The organism is Streptomyces sp. NPDC050504, from assembly GCF_044458065.1.
GTDB lineage: Bacteria > Actinomycetota > Actinomycetes > Streptomycetales > Streptomycetaceae > Streptomyces.
Genome location: NZ_JBITHO010000008.1, coordinates 243,251 through 254,883 on the forward strand (window position 1 = coordinate 243,251; position 11,633 = coordinate 254,883).

An 11,633-nucleotide genomic window follows, 5' to 3' on the forward strand; every position below is an offset into this window, starting at 1 on the left:
AACCATGGAAAAGACCACCACCCAGCAGGGGTACCTCCCCCTCCCGGCCTCCGCGGCCCGCCTCCTCGTCGCGGGCGGCGCCGTCGCCACCATCGCCGCCACCTTCCTCGCCTGGACGTGGACCGCCAGCTTCCCCGGCGACCTCACCGTCACCGGCTACCCCGGCGGCCTCCAGGTCCTCGCCCTCATATCCGGCGCGCTCACCCTCCTCTTCGGCCTCACCCTCTGGGACGTACGAGGACTGCGCTGGCTCAACCCCGGCGGCACCTCCAACCCCGTCCTGATGAGCGCGCTCGCCGGATTCACCATCGTCTGGTACACCGTCATCGCCATCGCCTGGGAACTGGAAGGCCTCGCCAACCTCGAACCCGGCGGCTGGATCGCGGCCGTCGCCGCACTCCTCCCCGTACTGGGCGCCCTCGCCCTGCCCCGCACCGCGGAAACGCCCAAGGACCACTTCGCCAAGCCCGCGCGACTGCCCAAGGCCGCCCCGCAGCCCGCGGCCGTCCAGCGGATCGTCATCACCCTGGTCACCGCGGCCGTCCTGCAGACCTTCACCTACGGCATCGGCACCGAGTACGCCGAACTCTTCGTCGGCTTCATCCTGCTGGTCGCCTTCGGTTCCTGGGCACTGATCACCTCGGGCCTCGCCCAGCGCTACACCCAGATCACCGCACGCCACCGCGGATTCGCCGTCACGCTGGCCTTCGTCGCCGCCGCGGTCTTCCCGTTCACCCAGAGCGACGACCACAAGGCCAACCTCGGCGTCAACATCCTGATCTTCGGCACCGTCGCCCTCGGCCTCAACATCGTCGTCGGCCTCACCGGCCTCCTCGACCTCGGATACGTCGCCTTCCTCGGCGTCGGCGCCTACGCCGCGGCCCTGGTCTCCGGCTCCGAGTTCTCCCGCTTCTCCGGCGTCCAGTTCCCCTTCTGGGCCGCCGCGTTGACCGGCATGGCCGCCTCGCTCGTCTTCGGCGTCCTCATCGGCGCACCGACCCTGCGACTGCGCGGCGACTACCTCGCCATCGTCACCCTCGGCTTCGGAGAGATCTTCCGCATCGCCGTCAACAACCTCGACGGCTCCTCGGGCCCCAACATCACCAACGGCCCCAACGGCATCGCCAACATCCCCGACCTCGAACTCTTCGGGTTCAACATGGGCGAGGCCCACGACATCGGCAGCTTCACCCTCGGCAGGTTCTCCAACTACTTCCTGCTGATGCTGCTGATCACCGCCTTCGTCGTCCTGGTCTTCAGCCGCGCCGCCGACTCCCGCATCGGCCGCTCCTGGGTCGCCATCCGCGAGGACGAGACCGCCGCCACCGCCATGGGCATCAACGGCTTCCGCGTGAAGCTCATCGCCTTCGCCCTCGGCGCCGCGCTCGCCGGCCTCGCCGGCACCGTCTTCGCCCACGTCACCTACAGCGTCGTCCCCACGCCGTACCAGTTCGCCGGAGCGGCCCCGCCCAACTCCGCGTTCCTGCTCGCCGCCGTCGTCATCGGCGGCATGGGCACCGTCGCCGGACCCATCCTCGGCGCCTCCCTGCTCTACCTCATCCCGGAGAAGCTCTCCTTCCTCAAGGAGTACGAGCTCCTGGCCTTCGGCGTCGCCCTCATCCTGCTGATGCGCTTCCGGCCCGAGGGCGTCATCGCCGACCGGCGCCGCCAACTGGAGTTCCACGACACCGACGAACAGGCCGACGTACCCGACCAGAGCCTGCCAGAAGGCGGCGTCGGCGTGACCAAGGCGGAGGCGTGACCACGATGACCACCGCGACCACCACCTCCACCGTGCTCGACGCATCGGGCGTCACCATGCGCTTCGGCGGCCTCACCGCCGTGCGCGACGTCGACCTCACCGTCAACAGCGGTGAGATCGTCGGCCTCATCGGCCCCAACGGCGCAGGCAAGACCACTTTCTTCAACTGCCTCACCGGCCTCTACGTCCCCACCGAAGGCACGGTCTCCTACAAGGGCACCGTCCTGCCGCCCAAGCCCCACCTGGTCACCCAGGCCGGCATCGCCCGCACCTTCCAGAACATCCGGCTCTTCGCCAACATGACCGTCCTGGAGAACGTCCTCGTCGGACGCCACACCAGGACCAAGGAAGGCCTCTGGTCGGCCCTCCTGCGCGGCCCCGGCTTCAAGAAGGCCGAAGCCGCCAGCCGCGAACGCGCCATGGAACTCCTGGAGTTCATCGGACTCGCCCACAAGGCGGACCACCTCTCCAGGAACCTCCCCTACGGCGAACAGCGCAAGCTGGAGATCGCCCGCGCCCTGGCGAGCGAGCCCGGCCTGCTGCTCCTCGACGAGCCGACCGCGGGAATGAACCCGCAGGAGACCCGGGCGACGGAAGAACTCGTCTTCGCCATCCGCGACAAGGGCATCGCCGTGCTCGTCATCGAGCACGACATGCGCTTCATCTTCAACCTCTGCGACCGCGTCGCCTGCCTCGTCCAGGGCGAGAAGCTCGTCGAAGGCACCAGCGACGTCGTCCAGAGCGACGAACGCGTCGTCGCCGCCTACCTCGGCACCCCCTACGAAGGCGCCCCGGGCGCGGCGGAGGCCGCCGAGGTCCAGGCGGCCGAGGAGGCCCAGGCGCAGGACGCGCAGGCAGAGGACGCACAGACAGGAGACACCCAGTGACCGCCCTCCTCGAAGTCGAGGACCTCCGGGTCGCCTACGGCAAGATCGAAGCCGTCAAGGGCATCAGCTTCTCGGTGGAAGCGGGCCAGGTCGTCACCCTGATCGGCACCAACGGCGCCGGCAAGACCACCACCCTGCGCACCCTCTCGGGACTCCTGAAGCCGACGGGCGGCCGGATCACCTTCGACGGCAAGCCCCTCTCGGGCATCCCCGCGCACAAGATCGTCGCGCTGGGCCTGGCCCACTCCCCCGAGGGCCGCCACATCTTCCCCCGCCTGTCCATCTACGAGAACCTCCAGCTCGGAGCGTTCCTCCGGAAGGACACCGCGGGCATCGAGAAGGACGTCCAGCGCGCCTACGACCTCTTCCCGATCCTGGGCGAGCGCCGGAAGCAGGCGGCGGGCACCCTCTCCGGCGGCGAGCAGCAGATGCTCGCGATGGGGCGCGCGCTGATGTCCCGGCCGAAGCTGCTGATGCTCGACGAACCGTCCATGGGACTCTCGCCGATCATGATGCAGAAGATCATGGAGACCATCGTCGAGCTGAAGCGCGAGGGAATGACGATCCTCCTGATCGAACAGAACGCCCAGGCGGCGCTCTCCCTCGCGGACCAGGGCCACGTCATGGAGGTCGGCGAGATCAAGCTCACCGGCACGGGCCAGGACCTGCTCCACGACGAGAACGTCCGCAAGACGTACCTCGGCGAGGACTGAGACGCCGTACGGCTCACGCGAGAGGGCCCCGCACCTTCGCCAGGTGCGGGGCCCTCTCGCGTACCGTATGGACAGCGGGCTACTGCCCCTTCGCCGCCTTCTTCTCCTCGGCGTCCTCGATGACCGCCTCGGCGACCTGCTGCATCGAAAGCCGCCGGTCCATCGACGTCTTCTGGATCCAGCGGAACGCGGCGGGCTCGGTCAGCCCGTACTGCGTCTGCAGGATCGACTTGGCCCGGTCCACCAGCTTGCGCGTCTCCAGCCGCTGCGTGAGGTCGGCGACCTCCCGCTCCAGCGTCTTCAGCTCCGCGAACCGCGAGACGGCCATCTCGATGGCCGGCACCACGTCGCTCTTGCTGAACGGCTTCACCAGGTACGCCATGGCCCCGGCGTCCCTGGCCCGCTCGACGAGGTCGCGCTGCGAGAACGCGGTCAGCATCAGCACGGGGGCGATGGACTCGGCGGCGATCTGCTCGGCGGCGGAGATCCCGTCCAGGACGGGCATCTTCACGTCGAGGATGACGAGGTCGGGCCGGTGCTCCCGGGCGAGCTCGACGGCCCTCTGCCCGTCACCGGCCTCGCCGACGACCGTGTAGCCCTCTTCTTCGAGCATCTCTTTGAGGTCGAGGCGGATGAGGGCCTCGTCCTCGGCGATGACGACGCGGGTCGTCAGCGGGGGAACGTGCGCGGAGTCGACGACGTCGGCGTCGACGTCGGCGGGCGTGGGCGACTCGGGGGCGGTCACGGGATGCTCCTCGATACAGGGCGGCACTGCTTCCCATGAGCGTACCTAGCTGAGGTATGGTGTACGCGCGGCGGGATCAGGGAAACCTTAGATTCTGCGAGCCCCGGTAGTCCAACTGGTTAGAGACAATGGATTCAAAACCCATCCAGTGTCGGTTCGAATCCGACCCGGGGTACTTTTCCTAAGATTCCAAGGTCACGGGCAAGAAGCGGATGATCCCGTTCTCGTGAATCGATCCACTTGAGCACTCGACCTCGCACACAGCACCGCAGACTGCCCATATGCAGCTTCATGGCACACAAGTACGGCAAAGAGCGCTGACGCTCCTACGCGACGGGACGAAGAACTCCGACGTCGCCCGCCAACTCGGAGTCCCTGTCGGCACCATCAGCTACTGGAAGCACTCCGATCGGGCACAGCGCGGCGAATGCCCAGGGGCCCGACGGCCTCAATGTCCTCGTTGCGACGGCGCGGAACTCGACACCGCCGCCTACGCCTACCTACTCGGCCTCTATCTCGGCGACGGGCACGTGAGCCACTACGCAGGACACCGAGCGCCCAGCTTGATGATCACCTGCGCGGAAGCCCACCCCGGACTGATAGCCGAAGCAGACGCATCGATGCGTCGCATCTTCCCTGGTAACCGCGTCTGCCAAGTACGCCGAACCGGCTGCCGCAACGTGAAGGTGTACTCCACCCACCTGCCGTGCCTCTTCCCCCAGCACGGCCCCGGCAAGAAGCACGAGCGCACGATCGCCCTCGAACCCTGGCAGCAGGAGATCGTGGACGCCCACCCCTGGGACTTCGTCCGCGGCCTCATCCACTCCGACGGCTGCCGGAACGTCAACTGGACCACCCGCGTCGTCGGGGGCGTGCGCAAGCGCTACGAGTACCCCCGGTACTTCTTCACCAACGTCTCCGACGACATCCGGCGGCTCTACACCGACACCCTCGACAAACTGGGTGTGGAGTGGAAGCGCGCCAACAGGTGCAACGTCTCCGTCGCCAAGCGCGCGTCCGTCGCTCTGATGGACCTCCACGTGGGCCCCAAGCACTGAACCGCCCGGGGCCCGGAAGTCACACCCCGTACGGGCTACTTGGGGCAGTCGTCCTCGCCGATGTGGTGCACCCGCACCAGGTTCGTCGAGCCGGGCACCCCGGGCGGGGAGCCCGCCGTGATGACCACGATGTCGCCCCGCTCGCAGCGGCCGAACTTCAGCAGCAGCTCGTCGACCTGGGCCACCATCGCGTCGGTGGACTCCACGTGCGGCCCGAGGAAGGTCTCCACGCCCCAGGTGAGGTTGAGCTGCGAGCGGGTCGCCGGGTCGGGGGTGAAGGCGAGCAGCGGGATCGGCGAGCGGTAGCGCGAGAGGCGCTTGACGGTGTCGCCGGACTGCGTGAACGCGACGAGGAACTTCGCGCCGAGGAAGTCGCCCATCTCGGCCGCCGCGCGGGCGACCGCGCCGCCCTGGGTGCGGGGCTTGTTCCGCTCGGTGAGCGGGGGCAGGCCCTTGGCGAGGATGTCCTCCTCGGCCGCCTCGACGATGCGGGCCATGGTGCGCACGGTCTCGACGGGGTGCTTGCCCACGCTCGTCTCGCCGGAGAGCATCACGGCGTCGGTGCCGTCGATGACGGCGTTGGCGACGTCGCTGGCCTCGGCGCGGGTGGGCCGGGAGTTGTCGATCATCGAGTCGAGCATCTGCGTGGCGACGATGACCGGCTTGGCGTTGCGCTTGGCGAGCTTGATCGCGCGCTTCTGGACGATCGGGACCTGCTCCAGGGGCATTTCGACGCCGAGGTCGCCGCGGGCGACCATGATGCCGTCGAAGGCGGCGACGATGTCGTCGATGTTCTCGACGGCCTGGGGCTTCTCGACCTTGGCGATGACGGGGAGGCGGTGGCCCTCCTCGTCCATGATGCGGTGGACGTCCTCGATGTCGCGTCCGCTGCGGACGAAGGAGAGGGCGATGATGTCGGCGCCGGTGCGCAGGGCCCAGCGCAGGTCGTCGACGTCCTTCTCGGAGAGGGCGGGGACGGAGACCGCGACGCCGGGGAGGTTGAGGCCCTTGTGGTCGGAGACCATGCCTCCTTCGACGACGGTGGTGTGGACGCGGGGTCCGTCGACGGAGGTGACTTCGAGGGCGACGCGGCCGTCGTCGACGAGGATGCGTTCACCCGGTGTGACGTCGGTGTGCAGACCGGCGTAGGTGGTGCCGCAGGTGTGGCGGTCGCCTTCCACGGGTTCGACGGTGATGGTGAAGTCGTCGCCGCGTTCAAGGAGTACGGGTCCTTCGCGGAATCGGCCGAGGCGGATCTTCGGACCTTGAAGGTCGGCGAGGACGCCGACGCTGCGACCCGTCTCGCTGGATGCCTGGCGGACGTGCTGGTAACGCGCCTCGTGCTCGGCGTAGCTGCCGTGGCTGAGGTTGAAGCGGGCGACGTCCATTCCGGCTTCGACCAGTTGCTTGATCTGGTCGTACGAGTCGGTGGCTGGGCCCAGGGTACAGACGATTTTCGCTCGGCGCATGGTTCGACCCTAGGGCTTACCGGTGGGTAGAAAATCAGCTCGGCATGACTACTCAACAACCTTTGCGTGAAGGGTTATTGACAACTGTTGAAGTGTGCGGGGTGCTGCTCCGATGAGCAGTTGAACGGGGTGTTCCGGCGGGGCCCTAGGGGCCCTCGGAACCGTCGGCGCGGTCAGCCGAGGTAGCCGCGGAGGCTGTTGGCGCGGGTGGGGAGGCGGAGCTTGGCCATGGTCTTGGCCTCGATCTGCCGGATGCGTTCGCGGGTGACGCCGTAGTACTTGCCGATCTCGTCGAGGGTGCGGGGGTCGCCGCCGTCGAGTCCGTACCGGAGGGTGATGACGCCCGCCTCGCGCTCGGTGAACGTGTCGAGCACGGCGCGGATGTGGGCGCTGAGCAGTCCCGCCGCGACCGTCTCGTCGGGGGCGGGGGTGCTGGTGTCCTCGATGACGTCGCCGAGTTCGGAGTCGCCCGCGGAGTCGCCGAGCGGGGTGTGCAGGGAGATGGGCGTGCGGTCGTAGCCCTGGATGCGGGCGACGCGCTCGGGGGTGATGTCGAGTGCGGCGGCGAGTTCGTCGGAGGTCGGCTCGCGGTCGAGGGTGGTGGCGAGTTCGCGGCGCGTGCGGGCGAGGCGGTTGATCTCCTCGACCATGTGCACGGGTACGCGGATGGTGCGGGCCTGGTCGGCCAGGGCGCGGCCGACGGCCTGCTTGATCCACCACGTCGCGTACGTGGAGAGCTTGAAGCCCTTGGTGGGGTCGAACTTCTCGATGGCGCGGATGAGTCCGAGGTTGCCCTCCTGGACGAGGTCGAGGAAGAGCATGCCGCGGCCGGTGTAGCGCTTGGCGATGGAGACGACGAGCCGGAGGTTGGCTTCGAGCATGTGGTTCTTGGCGCGGCGGCCGTCGAGCGAGAGGCGTTCCAGCTCGGGGGTGGGGTTTCCGGTGGCGGCTATCTCCTCTTCGGCGCGGATGCCGGCCTGGACGCGCTGGCCGAGGGTCACTTCCTGTTCGGCGGTGAGGAGGGGGATGCGGCCGATCCGCTTGAGGTAGTCGCCCGCGGGGTCGACGGCGGGGGCGGCGGGGGTCGCCTTGCGGGCGACGGCGGTGGCGGTGGTGGCGGCAGCGTGGGTGGTGGGCAAGGCGGTGCCTTTCGGTCGAGATCTTGTGACGGACCTAAACTTATGCTGGACCTAGTGACTAGGTCAAGCATAAATTTAGGTCCGACCTATGAGAGGGTGGTTCCCATGAGTGCACAGACCCTGCGTGAGCAGAAGAAGCAACAGACCCGGCAGGTGATCTCGGACGCCGCGACGGGTCTGTTCATCGAGCGCGGCTTCGACCGGGTGACGATCGCTGAGGTGGCGGCGGCGGCTGGCGTGGCGAAGATGACGGTGACCAACTACTTCCCCCGCAAGGAGGATCTGGTACTCGATTTGAGTGAGGTCTTCGTCTCCGGCCCCGCGCGTGTGGTGGCCGAGGGGCTCGTGGGGGGCGTGAGTCCCCTGGTGTCGCTGCGGGAGCACTACCTGGCGGCGGTGGAGCGGCACGATCCCGTGATCGGGTTCTCCGGGGAGCCGTTCGCCCGGATGATCGTGGAGAGCCCTGCGCTGCTGGCGCGCCTGCGGGTCTTCCACGAGGAACGGGAGGCGGCGGTGGCGCGGGTGCTGGCGGAGGCCGAGACGGGGGCGGGGGCGGGGGGCGGCGGGGCGCCTTCGGACGGCATCACGTCGGCCGCCGTGGCCGCGCAGCTGGGGGCGGCGCTGCGGCTGCTGTTCGGGCGACTGCTGGAGCGGACGCTGTCGGGAGCGTCGAACGCGGAGATCGCGGTGGCGCACGAGGAGGAGGCGCGGCGGGTGTTCGCGCTGCTGGAGCCGCTGTTCGCGGAGTAGGGGTACGGGACGGAGGGGTACGGGACGGAAGGGGCGCCGCACCCCCGGGCGGACGTCTCGCCTGCGGCGGGCGGTGTCCCTCCCCGAAGCCTCGCCGGGGGCAGGTGCGAACCTGCGGCCCGGTGGGTGGCTGGTCGCGCAGTTCCCCGCGCCCCTAGGTGGGCTGTGCCGAACGGGCCCGTCCAGCACAGGCGCGCCCCGTCAGGGGCGCGGGGAACTGCGCGAGCAAGCCACCACCGGGCCGCAGGTTCGCACCCGGCCCAGGCCCCAGCCCCGGGCAACGGGACCTCCGGGGACCGCACGCCCCAGGCCCCCGCCGCACCCGCCCCCGCTACGCGGACAAATCCGGGGGCGTCATGGTGAAACGCGCGTTGACCTGAGCGAGCACCACCTGCCGCTCGGGCTCCAGATTCAGCACGGGCACCCCCTCCTCCACAGCCCCGCCGCCGTACGCAGCCATCCGCATGCCCCCCGCCATCGGCATCCCGTACGCCTCGGCGCGCTCCGCGCCCAGATCCGCCAGTTCGACGAGCGCCGCGAGCCCCGCGCCCAGCGCCTCGGCGTACTCGCGGGCGCGCTGGACCGCTTCCCGCACGGCCTGGCGGCGGGCCTCGCCGTGTGCCGGGGAGTCGGGGCGCAGCGCCCACCAGGGGCCGTCGACCCGGGTCAGTTCGAGGTCGGCCAGCCGGGTGGTGAGCTCGCCGAGCGCGGTGAAGTCGGAGAGCTCCGCGGTGAGGTGGACCGAGCCGTGGTAGGTGCGGACCCGCTCCCCCTTGCCCCGTTTGGTGAGCTCGGGCGCGATGGAGAACGCCCCGGTCTCCAGCTTCTCCACCGCCTCGCCGTACGTCTTGACGAGGTCGACGGCCTCGGCGTTGCGGCGGGTGAGGTCCTCCAGTGCCGAGCGGCGGTCGGTGCCGCGCGCGCTGACGGTGATGCCGATGCGGGCGATCTCGGGGTCGACTTCGAGCCGCGCTTCGCCGCGCACGGCGACGCGCGGGGTCTCAGGGGTGCCGTACGGGGCGGCGGGCTGGGTGTCGGCGGTGGTCACGGCGGGCTCCCTCGTACGGCGTGGTGCGGCCTGGTGCGCGGTCCCTGTCCGGGTCCGGCCTGGTCGAACGGCCCCCGGCACGGGTACCGGGCGCGTGGTTCCGTCCACTCTCGCATCCCGGTCCGACATTCGGCAGTCACCAGATCGCAACCCTGAGGGGGTGTCGGGGCGTGGGGTGTACAGGTCAGAATCTACGCGCGTTGTGCACCATGCGCACTGTCACAAAGGAGTGGAAATGCCCTTTAATCGTCGGAAGTTCCTGGAGCGGTCGGCCGCGGCGGGTGCCGGTGTGGCCGTCGCGGGCGCGGCCGCCGTACCGGCCGAGGCCCACGGCCCCGGCCACGGACACGGCCACGGGCGTCCGCCGAAGCGCTACTCCTTCACGGTGATGGGGACGACCGACCTGCACGGCAACGTCTTCAACTGGGACTACTTCACGGACAAGGAGTTCGACGACAAGGCCCACAACGACGTGGGCCTGGCGAAGATCTCCACGCTCGTCAACCAGGTGCGCGAGGAGAAGGGCCGCCGCAACACCCTCCTCATCGACGCGGGCGACACGATCCAGGGCACCCAGCTCTCGTACTACTACGCCAAGATCGACCCGATCACCGCCAGGCGCGGTCCGGTCCACCCGATGGCGCAGGCCATGAACGCGATCGGCTACGACGCCGCCGCGCTCGGCAACCACGAGTTCAACTACGGCATCCCGGTGCTGCGCAAGTTCGAGGAGCAGTGCGACTTCCCGCTGCTCGGCGCGAACGCGCTGGACGCGAAGACGCTGCGCCCCGCGTTCCCCCCGTACTTCATCAAGCGCGTGCGGACCCCGTTCGGCCGTGACGTGAAGGTGGCGGTCCTCGGGCTGACGAACCCGGGCATCGCGATCTGGGACAAGGCGAACGTCCAGGGCAAGATGACCTTCCCCGGTCTGGAGGAGCAGGCGGCGAAGTACGTGCCGCGGCTGCGTTCGATGGGTGCCGACGTGGTGATCGTCTCGGCGCACTCCGGTTCGAGCGGCACGTCCTCCTACGGTGACCAGCTCCCGCACATCGAGAACGCGGCGGGTCTGGTGGCGGAGCAGGTGCCGGGGATCGACGCGATCCTGGTCGGGCACGCGCACACGGAGATCCCCGAGTACCGGGTGAAGAACAAGGAGACCGGCAAGGACGTCGTGCTGTCCGAGCCGCTGAAGTGGGGCCAGCGCCTCACGCTCTTCGACTTCGACCTGGTGTGGAGCAAGGGCCGTTGGACGGTGGAGAAGGTCTCGGCACAGGTGCTGAACTCCAACACCGTCGCCGAGGACCCGAAGATCACCCGGCTGCTCGGCGACGAGCACAAGAAGGTCGTGGCCTACGTCAACCAGGTCATCGGCACCTCGACCGCGGCGATGACCACGGCGGACGCGCCGTGGAAGGACGAGCCGATCATCGACCTGATCAACCACGTGCAGGCGGAGACCGTGAAGGCGGCGCTGGCCGGCGGCCAGTACGCGGCGCTGCCGGTGCTGTCGCAGGCGTCCTGCTTCTCGCGCACGGCCCGCATCCCGTCCGGCCAGGTGACCATCAAGGACGCGGCCGGTCTGTACCCGTTCGAGAACACCCTTGAGGCGCGCCTGCTGACCGGCAAGCAGCTCAAGGAGTACCTGGAGTACTCGGCGAAGTACTACGTGCGGACCCCGGCCGGCGGTCCGGTCGACACGTCGAAGCTGACGAACGCCGAGAACACCCCCGACTACAACTACGACGCCGTGTCCGGGCTGACGTACGAGATCGACATCGCCAAGCCGGTCGGTTCGCGGATCGTGAAGCTGTCGTTCGGGGGCAAGGAGATCGACCCGAACGCGCAGTTCGTGCTGGCGGTCAACAACTACCGGGCCAGTGGCGGCGGCGCGTTCCCGCACGTCGCCGCCGCGAAGCAGCTGTGGGCGGACTCGGACGAGATCCGCAACACGATCATCCGCTGGGTGCAGGCGAAGGGCACGGTCGACCCGGCCCTGTTCGCCTCGGTGGACTGGAAGCTGACCCGGGACGGCGTGCCCGTCTTCTGACCGGTTTTCGTTCCA

Annotated in this window: 9 protein-coding genes, 1 tRNA gene and 1 pseudogene; 7 read left to right on the forward strand and 4 right to left on the reverse strand. The window is 69.1% G+C overall.

Annotated elements, in window-relative coordinates; all coding sequences use genetic code 11:
• Positions 1-4: 4 nt before the first annotated feature.
• Genes ACIBNE_RS29265 through ACIBNE_RS29275 form a run of 3 tightly spaced genes read left to right on the forward strand, consistent with a single transcriptional unit; the run spans position 5 to position 3,362 of the window.
• Positions 5-1,762: a branched-chain amino acid ABC transporter permease gene (locus ACIBNE_RS29265; RefSeq protein ID WP_399276739.1), complete on the forward strand. Its 1,758-nt coding sequence runs from the start codon at positions 5-7 to the stop codon at positions 1,760-1,762.
• Positions 1,759-2,649: an ABC transporter ATP-binding protein gene (locus ACIBNE_RS29270; protein WP_399276741.1), complete on the forward strand. Its 891-nt coding sequence runs from the start codon at positions 1,759-1,761 to the stop codon at positions 2,647-2,649. Before ACIBNE_RS29265 ends, ACIBNE_RS29270 begins: the two co-directional genes overlap by 4 nt.
• Positions 2,646-3,362 (forward strand): ABC transporter ATP-binding protein, encoded by a 717-nt coding sequence (locus ACIBNE_RS29275; RefSeq protein WP_399276743.1) that lies wholly within the window; start codon positions 2,646-2,648, stop codon positions 3,360-3,362. The genes ACIBNE_RS29270 and ACIBNE_RS29275 overlap by 4 nt, the downstream gene beginning before the upstream one ends.
• 79 nt (positions 3,363-3,441) lie before the next feature.
• Here ACIBNE_RS29275 and ACIBNE_RS29280 read toward each other — a convergent pair whose 3' ends face one another.
• Complete coding sequence (locus ACIBNE_RS29280) at positions 3,442-4,107, reverse strand: ANTAR domain-containing response regulator (protein WP_399276745.1); 666 nt, start codon at positions 4,105-4,107, stop codon at positions 3,442-3,444.
• Positions 4,108-4,207: 100 nt separating this feature from the next.
• Here ACIBNE_RS29280 and ACIBNE_RS29285 point away from each other — a divergent pair.
• Positions 4,208-4,282, forward strand: a tRNA-Leu gene (locus ACIBNE_RS29285).
• 106 nt (positions 4,283-4,388) lie between these two features.
• Entirely contained in the window at positions 4,389-5,165 is a 777-nt protein-coding gene (locus tag ACIBNE_RS29290; RefSeq protein ID WP_399276747.1) for a helix-turn-helix domain-containing protein, read from the forward strand.
• A 35-nt stretch (positions 5,166-5,200) separates the two neighbouring features.
• On the opposite strand, the gene pyk is transcribed toward ACIBNE_RS29290, so the two are convergent.
• Both pyk and ACIBNE_RS29300 read right to left on the reverse strand, forming a co-directional pair.
• On the reverse strand, positions 5,201-6,634 hold the full coding sequence (pyk, locus tag ACIBNE_RS29295; RefSeq protein WP_399276749.1) for a pyruvate kinase: 1,434 nt from the start codon (positions 6,632-6,634) through the stop codon (positions 5,201-5,203).
• A 173-nt stretch (positions 6,635-6,807) separates the two neighbouring features.
• Positions 6,808-7,737 (reverse strand): annotated as a pseudogene (locus ACIBNE_RS29300) (RNA polymerase sigma factor); the annotation flags it as partial.
• Positions 7,738-7,878: 141 nt separating this feature from the next.
• Here ACIBNE_RS29300 and ACIBNE_RS29305 point away from each other — a divergent pair.
• A complete protein-coding gene (locus tag ACIBNE_RS29305) occupies positions 7,879-8,523 on the forward strand; it encodes a TetR/AcrR family transcriptional regulator (RefSeq protein WP_399276751.1) in 645 nt (214 codons plus the stop codon).
• A gap of 331 nt (positions 8,524-8,854) precedes the next feature.
• Here ACIBNE_RS29305 and ACIBNE_RS29310 read toward each other — a convergent pair whose 3' ends face one another.
• Complete coding sequence (locus tag ACIBNE_RS29310; RefSeq protein WP_399276753.1) at positions 8,855-9,571, reverse strand: SIMPL domain-containing protein; 717 nt, start codon at positions 9,569-9,571, stop codon at positions 8,855-8,857.
• A 235-nt stretch (positions 9,572-9,806) separates the two neighbouring features.
• Here ACIBNE_RS29310 and ACIBNE_RS29315 point away from each other — a divergent pair, with 235 nt between their 5' ends.
• The gene (locus ACIBNE_RS29315) at positions 9,807-11,618 is read left to right on the forward strand and encodes a bifunctional metallophosphatase/5'-nucleotidase (RefSeq protein ID WP_399276755.1); all 1,812 of its coding nucleotides are present in this window, start codon (positions 9,807-9,809) and stop codon (positions 11,616-11,618) included.
• The last annotated feature ends 15 nt before the right edge of the window (positions 11,619-11,633 follow it).

What these genes read in the sequence shown, in the direction of transcription:
- ACIBNE_RS29305 (WP_399276751.1), top strand. Translation starts at nt 7,879, where the DNA reads ATGAGTGCACAGACCCTGCGTGAGCAGAAGAAGCAACAGACCCGGCAG.
- ACIBNE_RS29315 (WP_399276755.1), top strand. Translation starts at nt 9,807, where the DNA reads ATGCCCTTTAATCGTCGGAAGTTCCTGGAGCGGTCGGCCGCGGCGGGT.
- ACIBNE_RS29265 (WP_399276739.1), top strand. Translation starts at nt 5, where the DNA reads ATGGAAAAGACCACCACCCAGCAGGGGTACCTCCCCCTCCCGGCCTCC.
- pyk (WP_399276749.1), bottom strand. Translation starts at nt 6,634, where the DNA reads ATGCGCCGAGCGAAAATCGTCTGTACCCTGGGCCCAGCCACCGACTCG.
- ACIBNE_RS29290 (WP_399276747.1), top strand. Translation starts at nt 4,389, where the DNA reads ATGCAGCTTCATGGCACACAAGTACGGCAAAGAGCGCTGACGCTCCTA.